This is a genomic window from Nocardioides sp., assembly GCF_030149505.1.
In the GTDB taxonomy this organism is placed as follows: Bacteria; Actinomycetota; Actinomycetes; order Propionibacteriales; family Nocardioidaceae; genus Nocardioides.
Map to the genome: position 1 here is coordinate 1 of NZ_JASBRN010000007.1, position 26,244 is coordinate 26,244.

Genomic DNA, 26,244 nt, shown 5'->3' on the forward strand with positions numbered 1-26,244 from the left:
AAGCCATCAACGGACTCATCGAACTCCACCGCCGCGTCGCCCGCGGCTTCCGCAACTACGACAACTACCGGCTACGCATGCTGCTCATCGGCGGAGGACTCGACACCCTCATCCCCACCTGAAGTACGAAGAGCCCGTTTGATCCGCTACCCGGGAGGACCCCGACATGTCACACGAGATCGAGACCCACGGCACGCAGACCGCAGCCGTCTTCGCCCGCAAGGACGCCTCGCTCACTTCCTGTTCGGGACCGGCGTGCGGATCAGTGAAGCCCTTCACTGCACGTCGTGGGCAGACGTGGACCTGGACGCGGCAACCGTGCGGGTGCGTGGCACCAAGACGGCACAGGCAGACAGGACCCTCGGACTGAGCGCCGATCTGGTCGAGCGCCTGCGCAAGCGCGCCGAGCTGCACGGCACGACCGGGCTCGTGTTCGGGGTCACCTACTTCACGACCAAGCTCGGACAGCCTCGCGACCGGAACAACGTGAGCAAGGCTCTCCGTCGCGTGTTCGCTGCGACGGGAGTCGAGTGGGCAGGTACGCACACCTTCCGGCGCACGGTTGCCACGTGGATGGATGAGGCAGGGCACTCGCTCGCGAGCATCGCCAATCAGCTCGGTCACGCGGACATCAACGTCACGGCGAAGTACCTCGGTCGCCAGGACACGGCGACCCACGCGGCTGCCGTCATGGTCATTCCGGCCAAGCCGTCGAAGCCTGCGAAGGGGTCGAAGAAGCACCTTCACGCGGTGTGACTTGTGAATACCTTGTGAATGGGCCGAAATGCCAACAGGGCCTGACTTGCGTTTCCGCAGGTCAGGCCCTGTTTTTTGTAGCGGGGGCAGGATTTGAACCTGCGACCTCTGGGTTATGAGCCCAGCGAGCTACCGAGCTGCTCCACCCCGCGTCGGTGAACCCCACGTTACACAGGGCCCACCGACGCGGCCAAATCGGGGTCTACCGCAGCGCGAGCGCCTGCTCGATCAGCTGCTGCGCCCGCTCGACGTTCTCCTGGTACGACGCCAGGTCGCCCTCGGCCAGGGCCTCGTCGGCCGCGGTGAACGCCGCCTCGGCGCGGGTGAGCAGCTGCTGGATCTGCTCGGCGGCCGAACCCTCCAGCGGCGGGTCGGTCTCCTCGGGCTGGTCGGGCTCGCCCGGGTCGACCTCGCCCTCGTCCGGCTCCGGCTCGGGCTCGGGGTCGCCGCCGCCCGCGTTGGTGAGCAGGTCCTGCAGCGAGAGCCGCAGGGTGGAGCCGATGCCGATGTCGTCGCCGTACTTGGTGAGCACGAAGCGCAGGATCGGGAAGCTGGCGTCGGAGAGCTGGCGGGCGGCGTACACGGGCTGGACGTACATCAGCCCGTCGTCGACCGGCAGCGTCAGCAGGTTGCCGTAGACCGGCCGGGCGCCCGAGCGGTCGAACTGGGCCAGCTCGAAGGCGACCTCCTCGTCCGAGGCGAACTGGTTGGCCACCAGGTTCGGGCCCGGGGTCTGCTCGTTGGGCAGCTCCAGCACCCGCATCGTGCCGTAGTCCTCCGACGTGGCGTCGGAGTCGACGGAGACGAAGGAGGCCAGGTTCTCGCGGCGGAACGGCGTGTAGACCGAGGTCAGCGAGAAGGTCTCCTCCTCGCCGGGCACCGTCGGGCCGTCCACGAAGAGGCGGTACGGCGGCTGGAAGGTGCGCTGCGCGTACGGGTCCTCGGGGACCTCCCAGCGGTTGTTCGACTGGTACCAGTCACTGGGGTCGGTCACGTGGTAGCGCGCCAGCTGGAAGCGCTGCACCTTGAACAGGTCCTCGGGGTAGCGCAGGTGCTCGCGCAGCTCGTCGGGGATCTCCTCGATCGGCTGCACCACGCCCGGGAAGGCCGACATCCACGCCTTCAGCAGGGGGTCCTCGGTGTCCCACTCGTAGATCACGACCTCGCCGGTGTAGGCGTCCACGGTCGCCTTCACGGCGTTGCGCATGTAGTTGATCTGATCGGTGGGGATCGTCTGCAGACCCGTCGTGGCGTCGGCCAGCGCGTCGTCGATCATGTCGGAGTAGGAGTCCTTCTCCGCGCCCGGGAACCGGTCCGTGGTGGTGTAGCCGTCGAGGATCCACTGGATCCGGCCGTCCACGATCGCCGGGTAGGGGTCGGAGTCCACGGTCAGCCACGGGGCGACCTTCTGCAGCCGCTCGGTGGGGTCGCGGTCGAAGAGCACCCGGGAGTTCTCGTTGACCCGGTCCGAGAGCAGGAAGTTGGTCTCGCCGAACTTGATGGCGAACATCAGCTTGTTCCAGGTCGAGCCCACCGGGGCGTCGCCCTCACCCTCGAACGTCGTCGAGGCGCCGACCTCCGATCCCTGCAGCGGCAGGTTCAGCTCGTAGTCCTCGGCGTCCGGGCTCGGCTTGCCGACGATGGAGTACTCCGGGCTGTTCTCGCCGTAGTAGACCCGGTCCTCGTAGCCGCCGGTGGCCTCCTGCAGGTCGTTCTCGTTGGCCTGCGTGCCCTGCGCCCACTCCAGGCCCGCGGCGGTGTCGCCGGCCGACTCGGTGTCGAGCTGGCTGCGGTCGTCGCGCCCGCGCTGGTTGGCGTACGCCGCGATGATGCCGTTGCCGTGGGTGAAGACGGTGTGCAGGTTGGTCCAGTTCTGGTCCGAGATGCCGTCCTGGTTGAGCTCACGGACCCCGAGGACGAGCGCCCGGTCGGTGCCGTCGATCTCGTAGCGGCCCACGTCGAGCACCGGCGCGACGGAGTAGTAGCCGCGCACCTGCTGGGTCTGCTCGAACGCGGCCCGCACGACCTGGGGGTCGACCAGCGGCGTGGACTTGGTCTGCCCGTCGAGCGAGGCCAGCGTGGCCCCGATCGACGCCTCCGGCGTGTAGGGCTCGATCTGGACGTCGGTGAGGTCGTAGGCCGCCCGGGTCGCCTCGATGTTGCGTCCGATGTACTCGCTCTCGCGGTCCAGCTCGGAGGGCCGGACCTGGAACTGCTGGACGATGCCAGGCCAGATCAGCCCGAGCAGGATCGCCGAGAGCGCGAGCAGCGCGACGCCCATCGAGGGCAGCATCCAGGTGCGGCGCCACACGTTGAGGAAGAACAAGATCGCGCAGATGACCGAGATGCCGATGAGGATGTTGCGCGCCGGCAGCACCGCGTTGTCGTCGGTGTAGGTGATGCCGGTGATGAGGCTCCCGGTCTCGCTGGGCAGGTCGAAGCGGTCCAGCCAGTAGTCCACGCCCTTGGCCAGCACGAACAGGCCGACCAGCAGCGAGAGCTGGGCCTGCGCGGCACCGCTCATCCGCTCCCCGGCCGAGGCCTGCAGGGAGATGCCCCCGTAGAGGTAGTGGGTCAGCGCCGCGGCGATCACCGAGAGCACGAGGACGGCCATCGCCAGGTCGACGACGAAGTGGTACCAGGGCAGGTCGAAGACGAAGAAGCCGATGTCGCGGCCGAAGTAGAGGTCCTCGCTGCCGAACTCGCCGCCGTTGCGCCACAGCAGGAAGGTCCGCCACTGGCCGGCGCCGGAGGTGCCGGTGAAGACCAGCAGCACCGCGCCGATGCCGAGCACCACCCAGCGGCGGATCGGGGTGATGGCGTCGCGGTAGCGGCCCATGCCGTTGGGGTCGCCCATGCCGACGAAGATCGGGCGCAGCCGGAAGGCCAGCACGATGTTGAGGCACACCACCAGCGCCATCACCAGGCCGGTCGCGACGAAGAGCCCGACCCGGGTCCACAGCAGGGTGGAGAACACCTCGCCGTAGCCGCCGGAGACGTACCACAGCCGGTCGGTGTAGAAGCCGGAGAAGGTCGTGAGGCCGAAGAAGGCGACGACCAGCACCACGCCGGTGATGACCAGCGCCCGCGAGCGCGGGTTGCGGGTCGGGGGCGGGGGGAGGTCGGGGGTCTCCGCAGTGCTGCTCACGGTCGATCGTGCTCCTCGTCGGTCGGGTCGGTCTCGGCCAGCGTCGCCGCCAGCAGCTCGAGCAGGGCGGGCACCAGGTCGGTCCCGCCCACCACCTTGGTGTCGTCGTCGTGGCTGCGGAAGCGCATCGCGCAGTACGTCGCGCCGGCGCGCGTCGCACCGGCCACCAAGCGCAGCTCCTGGCGGTGCGGGTGGGAGGCGGCGTACGACGCGGCCTCCGCGGGATCCTCGGGGATCTCGGCGTCGGCCTCGGGCGGCAGCACCGTGCGCTCGACCACGGCCGCGCAGCCGGTGACGTCCGCCGGCCACGTGATGGTCTCCAGCGAGCGCTCCAGCGCCGTCCGCGGGTCGAGGCCGTCCTGCTCGACTGCCGTCAGCGAACCCTGTTCAGCGGCGTCGTCGAGGCCCATCGCGGCGGCCAGCGCGGGCTCGCGCTGCACCAGCTGCGCGGTGTCGACCAGCGCGAAGAGCTTCGCCGGCTGGTCCCAGCCCAGGGTGCTGGCGTGCTGCTCGATCTCCAGCACCGCCGAGGCCAGGGCCGGGTCGACGTCGAGGTCCCCCACGCGCGGGGTCTCGGGGTCCAGGGGCTCGCTCACGCGTCCTCCTCGCAGGTCGGCAGCTCGGCGTCGGGGTCCTCGGCCCAGGCCTGGACCGAGGACAGGGCGTCCTCGAAGGTCTCGACCCGCACGAGGCGCGGGGACCCGTCGTCGACCTGCGCGGCGTCGGCGCAGTTGTCGGCCGGCACGAGGAACAGCTCGGCACCGTCGCGCTCGGCACCGGCGATCTTCTGCTGGATGCCGCCGATCGGGCCGACGGCACCGTCGAGGTCGATGGTGCCCGTGCCGGCCACCACTCCCCCGCCGGTCAGCGAGCCCTCGGTGAGGGTGTCGTAGATGCCGAGGGCGAAGATCATGCCCGCCGAGGGGCCGCCGATGTCGGGGTCGATGTTCACCGACACCGGGAACGGGTAGCGGAACCCCTGACCGGGCGTGAAGCCCACCCGGACCACACCGTCCTCCTCCTCGCGCGGCGTGACCGAGACCGTGCGACGCTCCCCGTCGCGCTCGAGCAGGAACGTGACCTGCTCGCCCGGCTCGGTGCCCTGGATGGTGCGCACCAGCTCCTCGGCGTCGGTGATCTCCTCGCCGTTGACCCGCAGCAGCACGTCGCGCACCTCCAGGGCGCCGTCGGCGGGCGAGTCCGGCACCACGAAGGCGACCTGGAGCGTCGGCTCGACCTCGTAGTCCAGGGCCCGCAGCGCGTTGGCGATCGCGACGTCCTGGCTGGTGACCATCGACACCGCGCCCTGGCGCTCGTCCTCCTCGGGGGTGACGTCCTCGGGGTGCACGTAGTCGTAGGGGTAGACCGCGCGGTCGCCCGACCACCACGCCGACATCAGCTCCGGCAGGCTCAGCTGCTCCCCGACCGGGCTCACGCTCACCGTCGTCAGGCGCAGCTGGCCGTTGTCGCGGTAGGTCTTCGTCCCGCGGACCGCGATCGTCTCCGATCCGTTGGGCTGGTCGAGGACGTCGACGGTCGGGCCGGGGGCGTAGGTCGCGTACGGCAGCTCGGTGAAGGCGGCCGCCACGAGCATCGCCAGCACCAGGGGCACCGCGAGGAGCGCGGCCAGGGTGCGCTGGGACATGAGGTCACCCTCTCATCCGGCGCCAACCGGGCGCGCCCGGTCCTGCCGAGTCCTCAGCAGACCCTCAGACGGGCCCGGCGGGGCCCCCGACCAGGTCGTCAGTCGCCACGGCCGCGCGAGCGCCGCACCGCGATGCCGGTGCTGCGGTCGCGCTCGGGCCGCGCGGCGGCGTACCGCACCGGCGGGCCGGAGGAGAGGCCCTTCTCCAGGCGGCGCAGCAGGACCTCCCGGTCGGGCTCGGGCCGCTCGCGACCGACCCAGCCGACCCAGCACATCGCCACCACCGTCACCAGGGCGGCCGGCAGCAGCCAGAGCAGGATCTCCACGACTCGCAGGCTAGGCGAGAGCGGGTACGTCGTCGCGGAGGCGTGCCGCGGCCACCCGGGACCCGTCGGTCGGGCTCAGGGGGTCCCGACCCACTCCTCCTCGCCGTCGGCGAAGCGCTGGTGCTTCCAGATCGGCACCTCGGCCTTGAGGGTGTCGATCAGGTCGCGGCTGGCGTCGAAGGCCTGGCCGCGGTGGGCGGCCGAGGTCGCGACGACGACCGCGACGTCCCCGATCGCCAGCGCGCCGACGCGGTGGACCGCGGCCACGGCGCGCACCTCGTGCCGGGCCGCCACCTGCTCGCAGACGTCCTGCAGCCGCGCGAGCGCGGTCGGGTGGGCGGAGTAGTCGAGCGACAACACGCCGCGGCCGCCGTCGTGGTCGCGCACGCGCCCGACGAAGAGCGTCTCCCCGCCGGCGTGCTCGTCGGCGATCGCGGCCAGCACCTCCGCCGCGTCCAGCGGCGTGTCGCGCACGTCCACCAGGCGCACGCGGGACGACGGGTCCGGGGTCGCGCCCACGGGCTGGTCCTGGGGCTGGGAATCGGTCACCGGCACACCGTAGCGAGTTGCCGCCCGGCGTACCGTGGACCCATGAGCAGTGGCGACGACGGCACGGGCGAGCACGAGGGCCGCGGCGAGGACGAGCAGCCCAACCCCTTCAAGGGCACGCCGTTCGAGCAGCTCTTCGGCGGCATGGCCGGCGGCGGGCTCGGCGGTGGCCTGGGCGGCGCCTTCGGCAAGGACTTCCAGCAGCAGTTCCAGGCCTTCGGCCAGCAGCTGGGCGGCGCGGGCGGGCAGATGCCCGACCTCGGCCAGCTCTTCGGCCAGATCCAGGCGATGCTCCAGCCCTACGACGGCCCCCTGAACTGGGAGCTGGCCCTCGACACCGCGCGACGGGTCGTCGCCCAGCAGCCCGACCCCAGCCCCACCCAGAAGCAGAAGGACGCCGTCGCCGACGCCGTCCGGCTGGCCGACCACTGGCTCGACGACGCCACGGACCTGCCCTCCGGCATCACCAGCACCACCGCCTGGTCCCGGGCCGAGTGGGTCGTGGAGACCGCCGCGGTCTGGCGCCACCTCGTCGAGCCGATCGCTGCACGCTCGGTCGACGCGCTGTCCGACGCGCTGCCCGAGGAGGCCCGTGCCATGTCCGGGCCGCTGCTCGGCATGCTCGGCAAGGTCATCGGCGGCATGCTCGCCTCGCAGGTCGGCTCGGGCCTGGGCACCCTGGCCCAGGAGGTGCTGAGCGTCTCCGACGTCGGCGTCCCGCTGGCCCCGGCCGGCCGGGCCGCGCTGGTGCCGGCCAACGTCGCGGCGTTCGCCGAGGGCCTCGACGTCAGCGACGACGACGTGCTGCTCTACCTCGCGCTGCGCGAGGCCGCCCACCAGCGGCTCTTCGCCGGCGTCCCGTGGCTGCGCGACCACGTGGTCGAGGCGGTGACCGACTACGCCAGCGGCATCCAGATCGACACCGACGCCATCCAGGAGCGGGTCGAGGAGCAGCTGCGCGGCATCGACCCGACCGACCCCGCCGCCATGCAGCGCCTGGTCGAGGGCGGGATGTTCGACATCCCCAAGTCGCCGGTGCAGCAGGCCGCCCTCCAGCGGCTCGAGGTGGTCCTCGCGCTCGTCGAGGGCTGGGTCGACGAGGTCGTCGGCCAGGCCACCGCGCAGCGGATGCCGTCGGCCACCAAGCTCCAGGAGGCCGTACGCCGCCGCCGCGCCGCCGGTGGTCCCGCCGAGGACACCTTCGCCGCGCTGGTCGGGCTCGAGCTGCGGCCGCGCCGCCTGCGCGACGCCTCCACCCTGTGGGGCTCGCTGCGCACCCGGCAGGGCGTCGAGGGCCGCGACGGCGTCTGGATGCACCCGCACCTGCTGCCCACCGCCGCCGACCTCGACGACCCGCTCGGCTTCCGCGCGGACGCCACGGCTCCGGACTCGCTGTCCGAGGAGGACTTCGACGCCGAGCTGCGCAAGCTCCTCGACGGCCCCGACGCGAGCGAGGGCGGGAGCGACGGAGCCGGCGACGGCTCCCCGACCGCGTGAGCCCGCACGCGGCCGCCCTGCACGCCGACGCACTGCGCACCCTCGACTGCTGGACGGCACCGGACGCCGCCCAGGAGGCCCTGCGCACCCGGTTCGTGATGCACCTGCGCGCCCACGAGGACGGGGTGGAGCGGTCCTGCTTCCCCGACCACCTCACCGCCGGGGTCCTGGTCGTCGACCGCACCGGTGAGCACGTGCTGCTCAACCTGCACCGCAAGGCACGACGGTGGTTCCACTTCGGTGGCCACCTCGAGCCCGGTGACGCCACCCTCCTGGCCGCGGCGCGGCGCGAGGGCCTGGAGGAGTCGGGGCTGGCCGAGCTGAGCGTGGACCCGGAGCCCGCGCAGCTCAGCGAGCACACGGTCGAGTTCTGCGACCCCCGCGGCCCGGTCCAGCACCTCGACGTCCGCTACGTCGCCCGGGCGCCGCTCGCGGCACGGCCGGAGACCAGCGAGGAGTCGCTGGACGTGCGGTGGTTCCACCTCTCGGCGCTGCCGGAGCTCGAGGACGAGATGCACGCGCTCATCGCGCTGGCGCGCTCGAGGGCGGCCACCGCCTGACCCCGAGGCGTCAGTCGACGTGTCCCTCGGGCAGGTCCTCCAGCTTGGCCGCCGCCGACCAGCCCATGAGGTAGCCCTTGGCCCGCTCGGCCTGGGGGTAGCGGTCCACCCAGGCCCAGAAGCTGTCGTTGTGGTGGGTCTCGATGAGGTGCGCCAGCTCGTGCACGAGCACGTAGTCGATGACCCAGGTCGGCATGCCCTGCAGCCGGGTGGAGAGCCGGATGGTGCGGTCACCCGGTGTGCACGAGCCCCAGCGGCTCGACTGGTTGTCGACCCAGCGCACCGACTCGGGCACGGCGATCCCGCCGAGGTAGCGGTCCGACAGCGACAGCGCGCGCTCCATCAGCGCGTCGTCGCTCGGCCGGCGCCGTGCCTCGGCCCGCTCGATCCGCGCCACCATCGTGTCGACCCACTCGGCCTCCTCGGCCTGGGTCAGGGTGGCCGGCACGAGCACGACGATCCGGTCGCCCTCGCGGTAGGCCGAGACCGTGCGACGGCGGCGCTTGGACCTGCGCACCTCGACCGCCGTCATGGCCCGACAGTAGCCCGGCGGCCGGCTCGAGCCGGGGACCTCGCCGCACACCCGCGCCGACCAGGCCTCAGACCGCGGCCCACTCCAGGAGCCGGTCCTTCGGCCAGGTCGTGACGATCCGGTCGGGCTCGATGCCCGCGGCCGCGGCACGCTCGGCGCCGTACGCCAGGAAGTCCAGCTGGCCCGGGGCGTGTGCGTCGGTGTCGATGGCGAACAGGCAGCCGAGGTCGCGGGCCAGCTCCAGCAGACGGGTGGGCGGGTCGCGGCGCTCGGGGCGGGAGTTGATCTCGACGGCGGTGCCGGTCTCCGCGCACGCCTCGAAGACCGCGCGGGCGTCGAACTCCGACTCGGGGCGCTTGCCGCGCCCGCCGGTGACCAGGCGGCCGGTGCAGTGACCGAGGACGTTGACGAAAGGGTTCTGCACCGCCGCGACCATCCGCCGGGTCATGGCCGGGGCGTCCATCCGCAGCTTGGAGTGGACGCTGGCCACCCGCACGTCCAGCCGCGCGAGCAGCTCGTCGGTCTGGTCCAGCGACCCGTCGTCCAGGATGTCGACCTCGATCCCCTTGAGCAGGGTGAAGCCCTCCCCCGCCCCGGTGGCGTCGAGGTGGTCGTTGACGGCGTCGACGACGTCGAGCTGGCGGGCCAGCCGCTCGGCGGAGAGCCCGCGCGCGACCTTGAGGCGCGGCGAGTGGTCGGTGAGCAGCTGGTACTCGCGGCCCAGCTCCATCGCGGTGAAGGCCATCTCCTCGATCGGTGACCCGCCGTCGGACCAGTCGGAGTGGGAGTGCAGGTCCCCGCGCAGCTGCGCGAGCAGCTCGCCTCCGCCCTCGGCCAGCGGTCCGCCGTGCTCGTCCTCGAGGCGCGCCAGCCGGTCGGGCAGGACGCCGCGCACCGCGTCGGCGACGACCGCGGCCGAGCTCGCGCCGATCCCGGGGATCGAGGACAGCGTCCCGGCCTCGACGTGGGCCGCGACGTCGTCGGGGTCCAGGGGCAGCAGCGCGGCCGCGGCACCGCGGAAGGCCTTGACCTTGTAGGTGTCCTCCCGGCCGCGCTCGAGCAGGAACGCGACCCGGCGCAGGGCGGCGATCGGACCGTCGGCGTACTCCTGCGGTCTGGTCATGGCCCCCATCCTCTTCCCTCCACACCCCGTGGAGGAACGTCCGCCCAGGTCAGGTGCCGCGACGGGCACCGCGGCCGGTTGCTCCTCCACAGGTCCCGCCCACAGGCTCGCGGTGCTCCTCCACCGGCTCCGGGCGTGTCTCCACAGCGTCGTCCACACCTTCCTCCACAGGGTGGGGAGCCGAATCGCCGCGACGCGTTGACCACGCTCGCCGCCGCCCCCTAGCGTCCCGCGCAGACGGGCCCCCGGGTCCGGCTCCGGAGGTCCGCAAGGGGAAGGCAGGCCTACGGTGCCGGCCGGGGGCCCGCACCAGCTCTCGGGCGACGACGAGCCCGCTCAGACGCCGCGGAAGCGCGGCGCGCGCTTCTCCTGCGCCGCCGCGATGCCCTCCTGCAGGTCCGCGGTCGCGAGCGTGACGGGCTGCGCGAGCGCCTCCCACTGCAGCGCCGCCTCGAAGTCGGCGTGCCCGCCGTCGAGCAGCGCCAGCTTGGTCAGCCGGCTCGCGATGGGCGCGGTCGCCGCGATCCCTCGGGCGGTCTCGAGGACCTCCTCGAGGAAGGTCTCGGCCGGGAGCACCCGGGAGACCAGGCCGAGCCGGACCGCCTCCTCGTCGCGCACCAGGCGCCCGGTGAGCAGCAGGTCCCGAGCCGCAGCCACCCCGACCGCCTCGGGGAGCAGGTGGGTGCCGGCCATGCCGGGGTGCAGCCCCAGCCGCACGAACGGGACGCCCATGCGCGCGCCCTCCGCGGCGTACCGGATGTCGCAGGCCAGCGCCAGGCACAGCCCGGCCCCGATCGCCGGGCCGTTGATCGCCGCGATCGTCGGCACCTCGAGTCGTCGGATGGTCAGCCAGGCGCGGTAGAAGGGCAGCATCCGCGAGCGGAGCCGGTCGACCCCGGCCTCGGGTTCGCTGGCGATCCAGGCGGTGTCGCCGCCGGAGGAGAAGGCGCTGCCCTCTCCAGTCACGACCACCACGCGCACGGTCGGGTCGTCGGCGAGCGCCTCGACCGCAGCCACCCACGAGGAGGTCATCTCCTCCGACATGGCGTTGCGCATGCCGGGGTTGTCCAGGACCAGGACCGCGACCCCCTCGGAGGGCCGCTCGAGGCGCAGGTGGGACAGGGCGGGGACCGGTGCCGGCCCGGGCGTCGAGGTGCTCATGGCACCCCATCCAACCAGCGCCCGGCTCCCCCGCGCCGACACGCTCGGCGCACCGCAGGGGGGCGCCTGTCGCACGCCTGGCTGAGCGTGCCGTAGGGTCGTCTCGGCCGGCGGCAGACCGCCTGGCCCCGGCGGGCTTCCCCTCACTCTCCCCGCCGCGACGACCGAAGTGAGAATAGGCAAGGAGGCCGTCATGGCGGAGACCTGGAGCGGCGAGTTCTACTGCGTGAAGTGCAAGGAGAAGCGCGAGGCAGAGGGCGAGGTCAAGGTGAACGACAAGGGCACCCGCATGGCCAAGGCCGTGTGCCCCGTCTGCTCGACCAACCTCAACCGGATCCTCGGCAAGGCCTGAGCCTCACCGGAGAACCACCCAGGACCGGCACGCGCCTCACGGCGGGTGCCGGTCCTGCGCTTTCCCGCTCCGCGAACGGGCCTGTGGAGGAGCGCCGGCCCCGACGGCGCGGACCGGGTAGACCACGGTCATGACCTCAGCCCCCGCACCGGCTGGCCCGCTCCCCGAGCAGCCGCGACTGCTGCCCGGCACCGCCGTGGCCCGGCGCGACGCCCAGCACGTCCAGGTCGGACTCGACGCACGGGCCGCCGTCCTGCCCGACACCCCCGAGGTACGCCGGGTGCTCGGCGCCCTGCAGGAGGGCTCACCGCTCGCGGCCGACGTGCGCGACGCCCCCGGGGCAGCCCTGGCGCTGGACCGGCTGCACACCGCCGGACTGCTCGTCGACGGTCCCACCCTGCGCACCAGCCTGGCGTCGTACGCCGCCGGGCCGGTCGAGCGCGCTGCCCTCGCCGCCACCTGGTGCGCGGACCCGGCCGGCGCCGCGGCGCGCTGGGCCGTACGCCGCCAGGCGGTCGTGGCCGTGGACGGCCCCTCACCGGACCGGGTCACCGTGGAACGGCTGCTGGCCACCGCCGGCGTCCCGACCTGCACCGGCCCGCCCGACGTGGTGCTGGTGCTGCGGGAGGGGCAGCCGGACCGCTGCGAGCTCGACGCCCTCACGCAGCAGGACCGCCCGCACCTGCTGGTGCACGGCGAGCTCGACCACGTCGTGCTCGGGCCGTTCGTCGCGCCGGGCCGCACCGCGTGCCTGCGCTGCCTCGATGCGCACCTCGCCGACGTCGACCCGCGCCGGCCGCTGGTGCTCGAGCAGCAGGCGGACGTGACCGCGCCCGCCCCGCTGGACCCCGTGCTGTGGCAGCTGGCGCTGGCCTGGGCGGTCCGCGACGTGCTGCGCTGGGTCGACGGGGAGCGGCCGAGCACCTGGTCGGCGACGGTGCGGCTGGGCCCGGACCCCTCACCACAGCGGCGGGAGTGGCTGCGGCACCCGCGCTGCGGCTGCGGCTGGGCCGAGCTGGCCGCTCACCAGTGCTCGGGAGCCAGCTTGCCCTCCATCGAGCGCAGGTGCTCGCGCGAGCAGGTCTCGCAGTAGCGACGCCGTCGCCCGTCGTCGACCGCGGTGCTCCAGCGCAGGGTGGCGGCCTCGTCGTCCTCGCGCCGACCGCAGAAGTCGCAGGTGACCATGCTGGAGCCTAGAACGCCGAGAAGCCGGGGCCCCGACGGACTCTCCGTCGTTGCCCCGGCTCCCGGGTGGCACCCGCGATCAGGTGCCGGTGGTGTCGTGCCTGCAGCCCGTCCCCGTCAGAGGGCGCGGGCGAGGGCGAGCCTCGCCTGCTGAGCGGCGACCTCGGCCTTGCGGCCGAAGCGCTTGGCACGGGCCAGCTGGTGGCCCCGTCGCAGCTCGTGCGCCTCTCCCAGGCGCGCGGACATTTGCGCGCGGGCCAGGTTCTCGTTCATGAGTTCCATGGTGGTGCTCCGGATCGTGTCGTTGTGCATGTCAGGTGGTCTCTTCTTCGTGGTGCGGTGCTGCGCTCAGAGCGCTCGGGCGAGGGCGAGTCGAGCCTGCACGGCGGCGTGCTCGGCGCGTCGGCTGAAGCGGTGGGCTCGAGCGAGCTCGTGGCCCTGGCGCCGGCGCTGCGCCTCTCCCAGGCGGGCGCTGATCTGCGCGCGAGCCAGGGTCTCGGTCTGCGGGAACATCTCGTGGTCTCTCTCTCGGATGGTGCGGTGGGTGGTGCTCGGCGGGTGGTGCGGTGCTGCTGGTGCGGCTCAGGCGGCCACGGGGTTCTTCCGCGGACGGCCACGGGGTCGCTTGCGCGGGATGACGACTCCCTGCAGGAAGAGCTCTCCTCCCCAGACCCCCCACGGCTCGCGGCGCTCCAGGGCGCCGGCGAGGCAGAGGCTGCGGACGGGGCACTCCACGCAGAGCGCCTTGGCACGCTCGACGTCGGCCGGGGTCTCGGCGAACCACAGCTCGGGGTTGTTGACCCGGCAGGGCATGGTCTCGTCGTCGACCTTGGCGAGCTCGTCGTGCAGCTCGAGGACACTGACAGTCATCGGTTCGATCACCTCCTCTCGTGGGACTGGTCGCAGCTCGACTGGTCCGGGAAACACGAAGGCCGCGGATCCCGGTGTCGGGTTCCGCGGCCTGGAGGTGCCGGTGACTGTTGGTCTCAACAGGTCGGTGGCCTCCAGGCGTTGTCACCCGGGGTGTAGATGGCGAAGACGCCGGCCTTGGCGCCGCGATCACGCACGACGGCCGGCACGGCAGCACCCTCGAGGAGGGAGCCCTGGACCTGGGTCCAGCGGTGGCCGCATGCGGGCATGCCGAAGCGCGACGGGGTCTGAGCCGTCGTCTGGCGCGTGATGTTCTCCATGGGGTCCACCTCCTCAGGTGCGTAGGGCGCCGGCTGTGTCAGGGCCGTGGTGCGCGGGTGTTCAGGACGTGATCAGGAAGGTAGTGCCTGGGCGATGTAAGGAGCAAACCATTTTTTGACTATTTCTTGATTTTCTCCTGGCAACCTCCGGCCACGGGCCACGAGGGGGCAGCTCGCACCCGGTCGCGGGCGTGCTCAGGCGAGCAGGCCGAGCACGTCCTCGCCGTACTTCTCCAGCTTCGAGCGGCCGATCCCGCTGATCTTGAGCAGCTCCCGCTCGGTGGTGGGCCGCACCTCGGCGATGAGCTGCAACGTGGCGTCGTTGAAGACCACGAAGGCCGGCACCTTCTCCTCGTCGGCGCGGCCCTTGCGCCACTCGCGGAGGCGCTCGAAGAGCTCTTCGTCGTAGGAGGCGGGGCAGTCCTCGCAGCGCGCCCGCTTCTTCTCCGCCGGCGTGGTCAGAGGACGCCCGCACTCGCGGCAGGTCATCGCACCGCGGCGCCGCGCGCTCGGCTCCGCCGGACGGGCCGAGTCCGGGAGCACCGGGTCGAGGAAGCGCGAGGGCTTGCGGTTGCCGCGGCCGCCAGGGTTGCGCGCCGCGGACCACGACAGCCGTAGCGTGCGTCGCGCACGGGTGATGCCGACGTAGAGCAGCCGACGCTCCTCCTCGACCGCTGCGGGGGTGTCGGCGTAGGTGATCGGCAGGGTGCCGTCCTGCAGGCCGACGCAGAACACGACGTCCCACTCCAGACCCTTGGCGGCGTGGAAGGTGGCCAGCGTGACGCCTTCGGCGACCGGGGCGTGCTGCTCGGCGGCCCGGCGGTCGAGCTCGTCGACGAAGGCGTTGAGCGGGTCCTCCTGCGCGGTGCCCTCGCCGGCGGCGTACTCCTCGGCCTGGTCGACCAGCGCCTGCCAGGACTCCCACCGGTCCCGGGTCTGGCCACGGGCGCGCGGCGGCTCCGGCGTCCAGCCCATGCCGGCCAGGGTCGAGCGCACGGTCTCGACCAGGTCCTCCCCCGGCGCGCTGCGGGCCGCCCCACGGATGCGGGTCACCGCCTCGCGCACCTCGGGCCGCTCGAAGAAGCGGCCGGCGCCCCGGATGACGTAGGGCAGGGAGCGCGCCGAGAGCGCCTCCTCGAAGGCCTCGGACTGGGCGTTGATCCGGAAGAGCACCGCCATCTCCGACAGCGGCACGCCCTCGTCGCGCAGCGCCAGGACCCGCGCGGCCGTGGCCTCGGCCTCGGCCACCTCGTCGGGCTGGGGGGCGAACTCCACCGCCGCGCCCGCCGGCTGCTCCGAGCGCAAGGCCACGCCCTGGCTCGGGGTGCCGGCCAGCAGCGTCGTCGCGGTGCGGACGATCTCCGGGGTCGAGCGGTAGTTGCGCACCAGCTCCACCGAGGTGGTGCCGGGGAACTTGCGCGGGAAGTCACGGAGGTAGTCGGCGTTGGCGCCGGCGAAGGAGTAGATCGTCTGGGCGGGGTCGCCCACCACGCAGATCTCGTCGCGGCCACCGAGCCAGAGGTCCAGCAGCGCGGACTGCAGCGGTGAAACGTCCTGGAACTCGTCGACGACGAACCACTTGTACTGCCGACGGACCTGGGCGGCGACCCGCTCGTCCTCGGCCAGCAGACCGGCGGTGAGCAGCAGGACGTCCTCCATGTCCATCCGGCCCTCGGCGCGCTTGACGTCCTCGTAGGCGCCGAAGACCCGGCCCACCGTGTCGGCATCGAGCCCGGTCACCTCGCGGCCGCGGGCCGTGGCGATCCGGGCGTAGTCGTCGGGGCCGACGTTGGAGACCTTGGCCCACTCGACCTCGGAGGCGAGGTCGCGCAGCTGGGCCTGGTCGGCGCGCAGCCGCTGGCGCCGGCAGGCACCGGCGAGCAGCCCGATCTTGGACTCGGTGAGCACCGGCAGGTCGACCCCGTGCACGTGCGGCCAGAAGTACCGCAGCTGGCGCAGCGCGGCGGAGTGGAAGGTGCGCGCCTGCACCCCGCCGGCCCCGAGCGTGCGCAGCCGGGAGCGCATCTCCCCGGCGGCTCGGGTCGTGAAGGTCACCGCCAGGACCTCGGTCGGCGCGTAGGTGCCGGTCGCGACGCCGTGGGCGATGCGGTGGGTGATCGCCCGGGTCTTGCCGGTGCCGGCACCGGCCAGCACCCGCACCGGACCGCGCAGCGCCTCGGCCACCGCCCGCTGCTCGGGGTCCAGCGCGTCCAGCAGCGCCTCGGCACGGGTGGGGGCGGGGGGCATCGGCGGGAACAACTCCGGGTCGTGTGAGGTTGCGGGTGGGAACGGCCACCAGCCTAGATCGAGGAGGGGACAGCCCCGATGAGCGCGTCCACAGCCAGCGTGACGATGTACAGCACCCCGTGGTGCGGCTACTGCCACCGCCTGAAGAGCCAGATGGACCGCGAGGGCATCGCCTACTCCGTCGTCGACATCGAGCAGGACCCCGACGCGGCGCTGATCGTCGAGCAAGTCAACGGCGGCAACCAGACGGTGCCGACGCTGGTGTACTCCGACGGCACCGCGCAGACCAATCCCTCGCTCGCGCAGGTCAAGGAGAAGCTGGCCGCGCTGGCCTGAACGCAGCCGCGCCAGCGGGCGCGATCACCACTGACCCGGCAGGGCTCCGCCGTACCAGTGCTCAACCAGCGAGCGGCTGATCGAGACCCCGCCGGGCAGCACCAGCGTGCCTGCCTCCGCCTGCTCGCGCATCTCGGCGCGGGTGAACCACCGGGCGTCCTCGAGCTCGTCGTGGTCGACCTCGATCTCGGTGCTGGTCGCGCGCCCGACGAAGCCGAGCATCAGGCTGGCCGGCAGCGGCCACGGCTGGTTGCCGAAGTACTCCACGTCCCCGACGCGGACCCCGGTCTCCTCGAGCACCTCGCGCCGCACCGCGTCCTCGAGGGTCTCCCCCGGCTCGCAGAACCCGGCCAGGGTGGAGAAGCGGCCCTCGGGCCAGATCGCCTGGCGGCCCAGCAGGCAGCGCTCGTCTTCGCTGCCCGGCTCCCCGGAGGCCACGACCATGATCACGGCGGGGTCGGTGCGCGGGAACTGCGGCTTCCCGCACTGCGTGCACACCAGCTCGTGCCCGGATCGGCGTGGCTCCAGCGCCCCGGCACAGCGTGGGCAGAAGCGGGTCGCGAAGAGCCACTCGGCCAGGCCGAGAGCGTGAAAGACCAGCGGGGCATAGGCCAGCGCGTCGTCGGCCAGCGCCGGCAGCAGGCCCCGCAACGGCACCCACCCCTGCCCTTGCTTCGACACCGCGGCGTCGGTGACCACGGCGAACCAGGCCCGGTCCTGCCACTCCCCCAGCAGCACGCGCAGGCCGTCGGGAGCCTGGGCCGGGGAGATCCAGTCGACCCGGCCGTCGACGGGACGGATCCGGGTCCCGGAGACGACCAGCACCCGGGTCGCGGGGTCGGCCCACCGTGCCTCGAGCCAGGCGTCGTCGGCGCGGCGCAGGGCCGCCCGGTCGTGCGCGTCGGCCGCCATCCTCAGGTGCGCGTACGACGGTGCAGTGCCGCTCACGGGTGGCTGACCTCCGCCTGCCAGGCCGCCTCGTCCTGGCGGGTGGCGGCCAGGATCGCGGCCGCGACGCTGTCGGGGCTGAACGTCCCCTCCTTCGCCAGGGCACCGCGCACGGTGACCGAGACCGCGCGCATGCCCTCCGCCTGGAGGGTGCGGTCGAGGGAGAGCACGAGGTTGCGCAGACCGGCCTTCTGCACGCCGAGCGAGGCGGCGACGTGGTTCGGCTCGTCGGCGGCCATCGATCCCGTGGCACTCACCCGCGCTCCCGGGCCCATCCACGGGTGGGCCGCCTGGACGGCCGTCAGCAGCACACCGACCCCCAGCCGCACGTCGACCAACAGGTCCTCGACCGTCAGGTGCAGCGGGTCGGCCTCGCGGTAGGCACTGGGGTTGACGTGCAGCACGTCGACCCGGCCCAGCCGCTCGGCGACGTCGGCCACGGCCTGCCGACCTGCAACGGGGTCGGAGACGTCGGCGACCCGGCGCTCGACCTGGACGCCGACGAGCGTGGCGGCGAGGTCGGCCAGCACCGCCTCGTCGTTGCCGACCAGGCCCACCGACCAGCCCTCCGCGGCGTACAGCCGGGCCAGCGAGCCGCTGACCCCCGGTCCTGCCCCGACGACCACCACAGCGCTCATGGCCCGAGACTAGACCGCGCCTACGAGGGCCCCAGGAGCGCCTCGAGGGCCGCGCGCCCGGGCAGGTCGGCGGGCTCCTCGACGCTCCCGGTGCGCACGTAGTAGAACGCCGCGCGGACCTGGTCGGGGTCGAGGTCGTGCAGCTCGGCCCAGGCCAGGCGGTAGAGCGCGAGCTGCAGCGGGTCGGCGTCGGCCCGGCGGTTGGTCTTCCAGTCGACCAGGAGGTAGCCGCCGTCCGGCTCGCGGTAGACCGCGTCGATCCGCCCCCGCACCACCTGCCCGGCCAGCACCAGCGAGAAGGGCGCCTCGACCCGGTGCGGCACCCGCGCACCGAACGGGCCGGTCTCGAAGGCCGTCACCAGCTCCTGCAGGTCCGACTCGTCGTCAATACCGGCGTCGCCGCGACCGGGGAGCTCGTCGGGGTCGAAGAGGTCCTGCTGGCCGAAGCGCGCCTCGACCCAGGCGTGGAACCGGGTGCCGAACCGCGCGGCGGACGACGGCGGGCGGGGCATCGGGCGCGCCAGCTCCCGGGCGAACGCCTCGGGGTCGTCGCGCAGCCGGGACATCGCGGTCGCCGACAGGCTCGCCGGCAGCCGCACCCGGGTGAGAGCGGCCCGGTCGCGCCGCGCCTCGGCCAGCAGCCGGTCGAGCTCGACGTCCCACTCGGCCACCCGCGCGGCCTCGATCATGTCCAGCCCCTCGTCCTGCGCGGCAGGCTCGGCGGCGCGCACCCGGCGGGCGGCCTCGCGGCGCAGCAGCGCCTCCCGGCCGGCCGTGGTGACCGGCCAGGGCCGGGAGGAGTCGACGGCGGAGTAGGGGTTGGGGTCGCCCTTCTGGGGCTTCTCCCGCCAGGTGCCCGGCGGGGTCCCCCACTCCTCGAGCTGCTCCTTGAGCACCCGCTGGTAGGCCGAGGGGCCGAAGGGCGTGGCGCGCTCGGACCAGCAGTACGACGTGACGCAGAGCCGGTGGGCGGCGCGGGTGACCGCGACGTACCCCAGGCGCAGCTCCTCCTCGGCGTCGTGGTCGCGGGTCGCCTGGCGGTAGGCGTCGAGCGCGGCCTTGTCGTGGCCGAGCAGCTGCGGCTGGTCGGCGGCGTCGCCACGCAGGGGCGCGGGGAGCACGGCCGGTGAGGAGGTCCACAGGGTGCGCGAGCGGTTGCTGGGGAAGCGGCCCTCGCAGGTGCCGACCAGGAAGACGGTGTCCCACTCCAGACCCTTGGAGCGGTGGACCGTGAGCAGCTTGACGGAGTCGGCGAGCGTCGGCGTGGCCAGGTCCAGCCCGTTGCCCTGGTCGTCCTCGGCGGTGAGGTAGGCCAGCAGGGCCGGCAGGGTCACCGCGCCGTCGACGGCCTGGAAGTCCGCGACCGCCCGCACGAAGAGGTCGAGGTTGTCGCGGCGGGCCTCGGCCGCGGGGCTGACCGCGGAGGCGAGCTCGACGTCGGCACCGGTGACGTCGAGGATCCGGCGCACCACGTCGAGCAGGGGTTCGCCCACCACCGAGCGCAGCAGCCGCAGCTCGGCGGCCAGCAGGGCGAACCGCTCGCGCGCCTCCTCGGAGTAGGGCCGGTCGCCGGGGTCGGCCAGCGCGTCGTCGAGCGAGGGCACCTCGGCGGGATCGACCCCGTCGGCGATGGCGACCAGCTCCTCCAGCGCCGAGGCGTGCCGGGTGCGGGCCGAGAAGCCCGCCAGCTCACGGGCGCGCTCGGCCAGCAGCCGCAGGTCGCGCGGGCCGACCGCCCACCGCGGCCCGGAGAGCAGGGTGAGCAGGGCGTCGTTGGCCGTGACGTCGTGCAGCAGGGTCAGGCAGGCCACGACCTCGGCGACCTCGGGCAGCCGCAGCAGCCCCGACAGGCCGACGATCTCGACCGGGACCCCGGCGGCGGTGAGGGCGTCGAAAACCTCCGCGGCGTGCTGGTTGTCGCGGGTCAGCACCCCGACGTCGGCCCAGCGACCGCCTCGATCGTGGACGGCCACGACCTCCTGCGCCAGCCAGGCCAGCTCGTCGGCGTGCGTCTCGTGCACCGCGACCTCGACGGTCCCGTCGTCGGCGTCGGGCTTGGGCTCCAGCGGCTCGACCTGCTGGTAGGCCTCGAGCAGCGGGCCGGCGAGCCGGTTGGCGACCTCGAGGATGCGCCGGTCCGAGCGCCGGTTGACGGTCAGGGGGTACGTCGGGACCGGCCCGCCGTCGGCGGACGGGAAGGTCTCGCCGAAGCCGAGGATGTTGGAGACCGAGGCGCCGCGCCAGCCGTAGATCGCCTGGTTGGGGTCGCCGACGGCGGTCACCGCGTGCCCGCGGCCGTGCTCGGGGTCGGGCCCGGAGAAGAGGTGGCCGAGCATCACCGCCTGCGCGACGGAGGTGTCCTGGTACTCGTCGAGGAGGACGACCTTGAAGCGGGCCCGCTCCGCGGCTCCCACGCCCGGCTGCTGCCGGGCCAGCCGCGCGGCCAGCTCGATCTGGTCGGAGAAGTCCATGAGGCCGAGGTCGGCCTTGAGCCGGCGGTAGCCGCCGACCAGGCCGAGCAGCTCCGCGCGGCGGTCGAGGGCGTGGATCGCCTTCTCGGCCGCCTCGCGCCAGGTCTTGCGGCCCTTGCCGGCCGCCTCCTCCTCGATCGCGCGCAGGAACCCGCGGCGAGCCTCCTCGTCGGTGCGCCGCACGTCGTCGGGGCCGACCAGGTGCTCGCTCATCGCGCTGTCGAGGGCCAGCAGGTTCTGGATGACGGTGGGCGGGTGGTCCGACAGCGCGCGGACGTCGCCGGTCCAGCCGTCGACCACCCGGGCGCCCAGCTGGTAGCGCGCGGCGTCGGTGATGACGCGGGTGTCGGGCTCGTGGCCGATGAGCAGCCCGTGCTCGGAGAGCAGCTGGGCGGCGTAGGCGTGGTAGGTCAGCACGGTCGGCTCGAGGGTGTCGTCGGGCGCCTCGTCGCCCAGCGGGACCTCGGTGTCGGCGTCGAGGACGCCTGCGGCGCGCAGCGCCTCGCGCACCCGCTGGCGCAGCTCGCTGGCGGCCTTGGTGGTGAACGTCAGGCCGAGCACCTCGTCGGGACGCACCTGGCCGGTGAGCACCAGGTGCACCACGCGGGCGGCCATCAGGGTGGTCTTGCCCGAGCCGGCGCCGGCCACGACGACCGCCGGGGCCAGCGGCGCCGAGATCGCCCGCCACTGCTGGGGGCTCGGCGCGTAGTGGGTGCCCATCGCGCGCTGGAGGTCCTCGGGCGTGCGGATCTGCAGCGGCCCGTCGGCGAGCAGGCTCACGGCGCCCCCACCACCGGTCCGGCGGACTTGATCGGGCACAGCGGCACGAAGGGGCAGTCGCGGCAGTGCGCGCCGGCCACGGCCGGGAAGCTCTCCTGGCGCAGCATCACCGCGGCGTGCTGGAGCCGGCGCAGCAGCTCCTCGCGGGCCGTCCCACCGTCGGGCTGGACGTCCTGCAGCTGCACGGTCGCGGTCTCGGAGCCGTCCTCGAGGCCGAGCTGCACCAGCTCGGCACCGCCCGCCACGCCCGGCGCACCGGTGTGGGGGGCGAGCACCTCGTCGACGGCGCCGCGGTCCACGGCGTACTGGTAGAGGCCGAGCTGGAGGTGCTGCTGCACGGCCGGGCCCGTGGGCGCCGAGCGCCCGGTCTTGAGGTCGACCACCACGACCCGGCCGTCGTGGTCGAGCTCGACCCGGTCGGCGTACCCGATCAGCCGGACCCGCTCGCCGTCGGGCAGGTCGACCTCGGTGGTGAAGCGGGACTCCGTGCCGACCAGGGCGCGGGGGTTGGCGTGGTGCCAGCGCAGGAAGCGGGTGAGCGCGACCCGGATGCGCTCGTGCTCGCGGGCCCGGGACCACGGCGTGCGGAACTCCAGCCGACCCCACACCGCGTCGACCTGCTCCATCAGTAGCGCCAGGCCCTCCTCGTCGGGCGCCGCGGCGAGCTCGCCGGTGGAGACCCTCTCGGCGAGGGCGTGCACCATCTGGCCGAGGTTGGCCGACTGGTGGGAGCGCACCACGCCGCCCGCCTCGTCGGCCAGGAACCAGCGGGTCGGGCAGAGGCCGAGCGCCTCCAGGACCGACGCCGAGACCGGGACGGGTTGCTCGGGGTCGCGCACCGGCTGCGGCGACAACGAGGCCGCGCGGGTGCCCCACCAGGTGCCGGGGTCGGCCTGTGGGACCAGCGGCCGCACGCGGTCGCCGCTGCCCACGTGCTCCCCCGCCAGCCGGCGCAGCCGCCGGGCCGCCGCCTCGCGCAGCGGCTCGCTGGTGCCGGGGTCGGCCAGGGTGCGGCGCAGCTCGGCCACCAACCCGTCCATCGACAGCGGCCGGCGGGGGCGGCCGACGACCGGCTCCACGCTCACCCCGAGCTCCTCGAGGAAGCGGGAGGGCTGCTCGCCCTCGTCGTCGGGCGAGGCCACCGCGGTCACGACCAGCCGCTCGCGGGCTCGGGTGCAGGCGACGTAGAAGAGCCGGCGCTCCTCCAGCAGCAGCTCGCGTCGGCTCACCGGCGGCACCAGCTCGCCCGCACCGATCCGGTCGGCCTGCAGCAGCGTCGAGCGTCGGCGCAGGTCGGGCCAGGCGTCCTGCTGGACGTGGGCGACGACGACCAGCCGCCACTCCAGGCCCTTCGAGCGGTGGGCGGTGAGCAGCCGCACCGCCGAGCCGCGCGAGCCGCGCTCGGCCAGGGTGTCGGCCGGGATCTCCTGCGCGACCAGCGTCTCCAGGAAGGTGCGCACCCCGAGGTGGTCACGCTGCTCCTCGGCCCGGGCGGCCACCTCGAACAGCGCGCAGACCGCGTCGAGGTCGCGGTGGGCCCGGCGCGCGGCGCCACCGCCGCTCTCGACGGCCCGGCGCAGCCGCTCCGGCCACGGGGTGCCGGACCACAGCCGCCACAGCAGGTGCTCCGCGGACTCGCCCTCCTCCAGCGCGGCCCGGGTGCTCGCGAGCAGGTCGGTCACCGCGCGCACCCGGTCGACCTCGGGGGCCTCGGGGCCGTGGGGCAGTCCGGCGAGGACGTTGGGGTCGAGGACGCACGCGCGCAGCAGCTCGCGGGAGGGTCGGGGGGTGCGCTCCTCGCGGTGGGCGCGCTCCTTCTCGCGGGTGCGCAGGCGTCGCGCCAGGCGGCGTACGTCGCCGGCGTCCAGGCCGCCGAGCGGGCCGGTCAGCAGCGCCTCGGCCCGGGCCGGCCCGACGTGGTCGGGGTGCGCGGGGTCCTCCTCGTGCAGGTGGACCACCGCGCGGAGCGCGTCGAGCAGCGGGAGCACGGCGGGGTCGCGGACCAGCGGGAGCTCGTCGCTGGCGACCTCGACCGGCACACCGGCCGCGGCCAGCGCCCGCCGCAACGGAGGGATGGTGCTGCGGCCGGAGCGCACCAGCACCGCCATGTCGTCCCAGTCGACCCCGTCCTCGAGGTGCGCGCGGCGCAGCAGGTCGGCGAGGTGCTCGGCCTCGGCGCGCTCGGTGTCGAAGGTGCGCACCGTGACCCGGCCCTCGACGCCTGCCTCCGAGCGCGGCATGAGGAACGCCTCGCGGGCGGCCTGGTCGATCGTGCCGGGCAGGCCCAGCCGGCCCGCCACGCGCTGGGCGGCGACGAGCAGACGCGGCCCGAAGCGGCGGGTGGTGCGCAGCGCGACCACCGGCGCCGGGCGCCCGTCGGCGGTCGGGAAGGCCGTGGGGAACTCCAGGATCCCGCGCACCTCGGCCCCGCGGAAGGCGTAGATCGACTGGTGCGGGTCGCCCACGGCCACGAGGTCGCGGCCGTCGCCGGCCAGCGCCCGCAGCAGGGCGACCTGTCCGGGGTCGGTGTCCTGGTACTCGTCGACGAAGACGTGCCGCAGCCGCGCCCGGAGCTGGTCGCGGTGGACCTCGGCCTCGAGGGTCGCCCGGCGGATCAGGTCGGGGTGGTCGGTGGCGCCCTGGGCGTCGAGGTTGGTGAGGTAGGCGTCGAGGAACAGGCCCGCGGCCACCAGCTCGGGGGCGCCGTGCTCGCGGCCGAGGCGCGCGAGGTCGGGCCCCTCCAGTCCCTTCTCACGCGCGCGGGAGAGCACGGCGTGCACCTCCTTGGCGAAGCCACGGGTGCCGAGCGCGTGCTCGAGCGCCTGCGGCCAGCGCACCGACTCCGGGGTCTGCGCGAGCAGCTCGCGCAGCACCACGTCGCTCTCGGGCGCCGAGAGCAGCCGCAGCGGCGACTCGTAGAGCTCGGCCGGCGCGAGCTCGCGGATCAGGCCGTAGGCGAAGGAGTGGAAGGTCGAGGCCAGCGGGGTGCTCATCGTGCGCCCGAGGCGGGCGGTGACCCGGTCGCGCAGCTGCTCGGCGGCCTTGCGGGAGAAGGTCAGTGCGAGCACCTGCTCGGGCCGGGCGCCGTCCTCGATGCGGCGGGCGATCGCCTCCACGAGGGTGGTCGTCTTGCCGGTGCCCGGCCCGGCCAGCACCAGCAGCGGCCCGCCCGCGTGGTCGACCACGCGCTGCTGGTCGGCGTCGAGCCGCGGTCGCTCGCTCGCCGCCGGCGCGCGCTCCAGGACGTACGCCGGCCCGGTGGCGCTCATGCGGTCGACGGGGGGCACCGGGCCATCAGACCATCCGCCTCCGACACTCCCGCCCCGGACCCGACCAGACCAGCGGTCGAAAGCCTGCGCGAGGCGGCCGGGCCGCCCTAGCGTCTCCCCCGTGCAGACACAGGTCCTCTACAGCCCCGCCTACGCCACCGCCAAGCTCACCCTCGCCGCCGGCGAGACGGTCCGGGCCGAGTCCGGGGCCATGCTGGCCATGTCCCCCGGCATCGCCATGGAGACCTCCACCCAGGGTGGCGTCCTGAAGGGGCTCAAGCGCGCGGTTCTGGGCGGGGAGTCGTTCTTCATGAACACCTTCACCGCCCAGGTCGACGGGGCCGAGATGTACGTCGCTCCCTCGTTGCCCGGCGACGTGGTGGCCTGGCCGCTCAACGGCCAGCTCTTCGTCACCTCCGGGTCCTACCTCGCCTCCTCGGCCGGCATCGAGGTCGACACCCAGTGGGGCGGCGGCAAGACGTTCTTCTCCAGCGAGGGCCTGTTCATGCTGCGCGTGGCCGGCCAGGGCGAGATCGTGCTGTCGTCGTACGGCGCGATCCACCACATCGACCTCGCGCCGGGTCAGACCTACACCGTCGACACCGGCCACATGGTGGCGTGGACCGACGGCGTGCAGTACGCCGTGCGCAAGGTCGGGGGCTGGAAGTCGACCCTCTTCTCCGGCGAGGGCCTGGTCTGCGACCTGACCGGCCCGGGCCGCATCTACCTCCAGACCCGCTCGCAGGACGCGTTCCTGTCCTGGCTGATCCCCCAGCTGCCGACCCCGTCGAGCACCTGAGCGACCCGGTGGGCGTCAGGCGTCGGGGGCCCGCTCGTTGTAGCCCGGCGCCCGCTCCTGCCCGGTCAGCGCGGCGATCGCGTCCATCACCTCGTCGGTGAGCTCGCGGCGGGCCCGGCCGAGCGGCACGCCCTCGAAGCGGCCGGCCACCTGGATCGGCGCGCCGAACCGCACGTCGACGCGCACCAGCCGCGGCACCCGCGCACCCACCGGCTGCAGCTGCTCGGTGCCCACCAGGCCCACCGGCACGACGGGGACCCCGGCGGTCAGCGCGAGGTGGGCGACGCCGGTGCGCCCGCGGTAGAGGCGGCCGTCGCGCGAACGCGTGCCCTCGGGGTAGAGCCCGAAGGCCTCCCCCCGACCCAGCACCTCCAGGGCCGTGTCGAGCGACCCGAGCGCGGCGCGCGGGTCGTCGCGGTCCACCGGCAGCATCCCGAGCCCCTCGAACCACGCCCGCGACAGCGCGCCCCGCACACCCGTGCCGGTGAAGTAGTCGGACTTCGCCAGGAAGACCACCTTGCGCGGCACCACGACGGGGATTACCACAGAGTCCACGAAGGAGAGGTGGTTGCTGGCCAGCACCACCCCGCCGGTCGCCGGCACGTGCTCCAGGCCGGTCACCCGGGGTCTCCAGACCGCCTTCGCCACGGGCGGGACGACCGCGTGCAGGGCCCGGTAGAGACTCACCCGGCCAGCATCGTGGTTACCGCCGGGTCCGCCGAACCGGCGCGC

At 73.8% G+C, this 26,244-nt stretch carries 26 protein-coding genes and 1 tRNA gene; 7 read left to right on the forward strand and 20 right to left on the reverse strand.

Translation table 11 applies throughout. From position 1 onward, the window contains the following. Nucleotides 1–255 precede the first annotated feature (255 nt). Entirely contained in the window at nt 256–756 is a 501-nt protein-coding gene (locus Q1V71_RS01040) for a site-specific integrase (RefSeq protein WP_300639496.1), read from the forward strand. A 78-nt stretch (nt 757–834) separates the two neighbouring features. Here the strand turns inward: Q1V71_RS01040 and Q1V71_RS01045 are convergent. The 6 genes from Q1V71_RS01045 to Q1V71_RS01070 form a co-directional block, all read right to left on the reverse strand. Then, nucleotides 835–908 (reverse strand) — tRNA-Met (locus Q1V71_RS01045). 50 nt (nt 909–958) lie between these two features. Further along, nucleotides 959–3,904, reverse strand: coding sequence for a UPF0182 family protein (locus Q1V71_RS01050; protein ID WP_300639499.1), 2,946 nt, complete (start codon nt 3,902–3,904; stop codon nt 959–961). Continuing rightward, the gene (locus tag Q1V71_RS01055; RefSeq protein ID WP_300639502.1) at nt 3,901–4,500 is read right to left on the reverse strand and encodes a PPA1309 family protein; all 600 of its coding nucleotides are present in this window, start codon (nt 4,498–4,500) and stop codon (nt 3,901–3,903) included. The genes Q1V71_RS01050 and Q1V71_RS01055 overlap by 4 nt, the downstream gene beginning before the upstream one ends. Further along, nucleotides 4,497–5,549, reverse strand: coding sequence for a PDZ domain-containing protein (locus Q1V71_RS01060; protein ID WP_300639505.1), 1,053 nt, complete (start codon nt 5,547–5,549; stop codon nt 4,497–4,499). The genes Q1V71_RS01055 and Q1V71_RS01060 overlap by 4 nt, the downstream gene beginning before the upstream one ends. 98 nt (nt 5,550–5,647) lie before the next feature. After that, the gene (locus Q1V71_RS01065) at nt 5,648–5,875 is read right to left on the reverse strand and encodes a hypothetical protein (RefSeq protein WP_300639509.1); all 228 of its coding nucleotides are present in this window, start codon (nt 5,873–5,875) and stop codon (nt 5,648–5,650) included. Nucleotides 5,876–5,950: 75 nt separating this feature from the next. Then, the gene (locus Q1V71_RS01070; protein ID WP_300639512.1) at nt 5,951–6,424 is read right to left on the reverse strand and encodes a molybdenum cofactor biosynthesis protein MoaE; all 474 of its coding nucleotides are present in this window, start codon (nt 6,422–6,424) and stop codon (nt 5,951–5,953) included. A 42-nt stretch (nt 6,425–6,466) separates the two neighbouring features. Here Q1V71_RS01070 and Q1V71_RS01075 point away from each other — a divergent pair, with 42 nt between their 5' ends. Together Q1V71_RS01075 and Q1V71_RS01080 are read left to right on the forward strand one after the other, a co-directional pair. Next, nucleotides 6,467–7,921 carry a zinc-dependent metalloprotease gene (locus tag Q1V71_RS01075; protein ID WP_300639515.1) on the forward strand — a complete coding sequence of 485 codons (1,455 nt, stop codon included), beginning with the start codon at nt 6,467–6,469 and terminating at the stop codon, nt 7,919–7,921. Then, nucleotides 7,918–8,481: an NUDIX domain-containing protein gene (locus tag Q1V71_RS01080; RefSeq protein ID WP_300639518.1), complete on the forward strand. Its 564-nt coding sequence runs from the start codon at nt 7,918–7,920 to the stop codon at nt 8,479–8,481. The genes Q1V71_RS01075 and Q1V71_RS01080 overlap by 4 nt, the downstream gene beginning before the upstream one ends. Nucleotides 8,482–8,491: 10 nt before the next feature. On the opposite strand, the gene Q1V71_RS01085 is transcribed toward Q1V71_RS01080, so the two are convergent. The 3 genes from Q1V71_RS01085 to Q1V71_RS01095 all read right to left on the reverse strand — a co-directional run bounded on the left by Q1V71_RS01085 (nt 8,492) and on the right by Q1V71_RS01095 (nt 11,297). Beyond that, nucleotides 8,492–9,013 (reverse strand): M48 family metallopeptidase, encoded by a 522-nt coding sequence (locus Q1V71_RS01085; protein ID WP_300639521.1) that lies wholly within the window; start codon nt 9,011–9,013, stop codon nt 8,492–8,494. Nucleotides 9,014–9,080: 67 nt separating this feature from the next. Continuing rightward, entirely contained in the window at nt 9,081–10,136 is a 1,056-nt protein-coding gene (locus tag Q1V71_RS01090) for a PHP domain-containing protein (RefSeq protein ID WP_300639524.1), read from the reverse strand. A gap of 336 nt (nt 10,137–10,472) precedes the next feature. Further along, a complete protein-coding gene (locus tag Q1V71_RS01095) occupies nt 10,473–11,297 on the reverse strand; it encodes an enoyl-CoA hydratase-related protein (protein WP_300639527.1) in 825 nt (274 codons plus the stop codon). A gap of 193 nt (nt 11,298–11,490) precedes the next feature. Between Q1V71_RS01095 and Q1V71_RS01100 the strand changes: the two genes are divergently transcribed. Continuing rightward, nucleotides 11,491–11,649 carry a DUF5679 domain-containing protein gene (locus Q1V71_RS01100; protein ID WP_091115022.1) on the forward strand — a complete coding sequence of 53 codons (159 nt, stop codon included), beginning with the start codon at nt 11,491–11,493 and terminating at the stop codon, nt 11,647–11,649. A gap of 130 nt (nt 11,650–11,779) precedes the next feature. Next, nucleotides 11,780–12,742 (forward strand): TOMM precursor leader peptide-binding protein, encoded by a 963-nt coding sequence (locus Q1V71_RS01105; protein WP_300639531.1) that lies wholly within the window; start codon nt 11,780–11,782, stop codon nt 12,740–12,742. Here the strand turns inward: Q1V71_RS01105 and Q1V71_RS01110 are convergent. The 6 genes from Q1V71_RS01110 to Q1V71_RS01135 form a co-directional block, all read right to left on the reverse strand. Beyond that, nucleotides 12,673–12,834: a hypothetical protein gene (locus Q1V71_RS01110; protein WP_300639534.1), complete on the reverse strand. Its 162-nt coding sequence runs from the start codon at nt 12,832–12,834 to the stop codon at nt 12,673–12,675. The genes Q1V71_RS01105 and Q1V71_RS01110 overlap by 70 nt on opposite strands. Before the next feature lie 117 nt (nt 12,835–12,951). Beyond that, nucleotides 12,952–13,107, reverse strand: coding sequence for a hypothetical protein (locus Q1V71_RS01115; protein WP_300639537.1), 156 nt, complete (start codon nt 13,105–13,107; stop codon nt 12,952–12,954). A 75-nt stretch (nt 13,108–13,182) separates the two neighbouring features. Continuing rightward, complete coding sequence (locus tag Q1V71_RS01120) at nt 13,183–13,347, reverse strand: hypothetical protein (RefSeq protein WP_300639540.1); 165 nt, start codon at nt 13,345–13,347, stop codon at nt 13,183–13,185. A gap of 69 nt (nt 13,348–13,416) precedes the next feature. Then, nucleotides 13,417–13,704 carry a WhiB family transcriptional regulator gene (locus tag Q1V71_RS01125; RefSeq protein WP_300639542.1) on the reverse strand — a complete coding sequence of 96 codons (288 nt, stop codon included), beginning with the start codon at nt 13,702–13,704 and terminating at the stop codon, nt 13,417–13,419. A gap of 116 nt (nt 13,705–13,820) precedes the next feature. Beyond that, nucleotides 13,821–14,024, reverse strand: coding sequence for a hypothetical protein (locus Q1V71_RS01130; RefSeq protein WP_300639546.1), 204 nt, complete (start codon nt 14,022–14,024; stop codon nt 13,821–13,823). A 195-nt stretch (nt 14,025–14,219) separates the two neighbouring features. Continuing rightward, nucleotides 14,220–16,271: a UvrD-helicase domain-containing protein gene (locus Q1V71_RS01135; RefSeq protein WP_300639549.1), complete on the reverse strand. Its 2,052-nt coding sequence runs from the start codon at nt 16,269–16,271 to the stop codon at nt 14,220–14,222. Between the two features lie 78 nt (nt 16,272–16,349). Between Q1V71_RS01135 and Q1V71_RS01140 the strand changes: the two genes are divergently transcribed. Continuing rightward, entirely contained in the window at nt 16,350–16,607 is a 258-nt protein-coding gene (locus tag Q1V71_RS01140) for a mycoredoxin (protein ID WP_300639553.1), read from the forward strand. A 24-nt stretch (nt 16,608–16,631) separates the two neighbouring features. On the opposite strand, the gene nudC is transcribed toward Q1V71_RS01140, so the two are convergent. From nudC to Q1V71_RS01160, 4 genes are read right to left on the reverse strand one after another with little or no spacing between them, the layout of a single operon-like run. Continuing rightward, a complete protein-coding gene (gene nudC / locus Q1V71_RS01145; protein WP_300639555.1) occupies nt 16,632–17,555 on the reverse strand; it encodes an NAD(+) diphosphatase in 924 nt (307 codons plus the stop codon). Further along, a complete protein-coding gene (locus Q1V71_RS01150; protein ID WP_300639558.1) occupies nt 17,552–18,193 on the reverse strand; it encodes an SDR family oxidoreductase in 642 nt (213 codons plus the stop codon). The genes nudC and Q1V71_RS01150 overlap by 4 nt, the downstream gene beginning before the upstream one ends. Nucleotides 18,194–18,213: 20 nt before the next feature. Next, on the reverse strand, nt 18,214–21,444 hold the full coding sequence (locus tag Q1V71_RS01155) for an ATP-dependent DNA helicase (protein ID WP_300639561.1): 3,231 nt from the start codon (nt 21,442–21,444) through the stop codon (nt 18,214–18,216). Continuing rightward, nucleotides 21,441–24,713, reverse strand: a complete 3,273-nt coding sequence (locus tag Q1V71_RS01160; protein WP_300639564.1) for an ATP-dependent DNA helicase — start codon at nt 24,711–24,713, stop codon at nt 21,441–21,443. Before Q1V71_RS01160 ends, Q1V71_RS01155 begins: the two co-directional genes overlap by 4 nt. Nucleotides 24,714–24,834: 121 nt before the next feature. On the opposite strand from Q1V71_RS01160, the gene Q1V71_RS01165 reads away from it, so the two are divergent. Further along, nucleotides 24,835–25,512, forward strand: coding sequence for a TIGR00266 family protein (locus Q1V71_RS01165; RefSeq protein ID WP_300639567.1), 678 nt, complete (start codon nt 24,835–24,837; stop codon nt 25,510–25,512). A gap of 15 nt (nt 25,513–25,527) precedes the next feature. Here Q1V71_RS01165 and Q1V71_RS01170 read toward each other — a convergent pair whose 3' ends face one another. Beyond that, nucleotides 25,528–26,199 carry a 1-acyl-sn-glycerol-3-phosphate acyltransferase gene (locus tag Q1V71_RS01170; protein WP_300639570.1) on the reverse strand — a complete coding sequence of 224 codons (672 nt, stop codon included), beginning with the start codon at nt 26,197–26,199 and terminating at the stop codon, nt 25,528–25,530. Between the last annotated feature and the right edge of the window lie 45 nt (nt 26,200–26,244).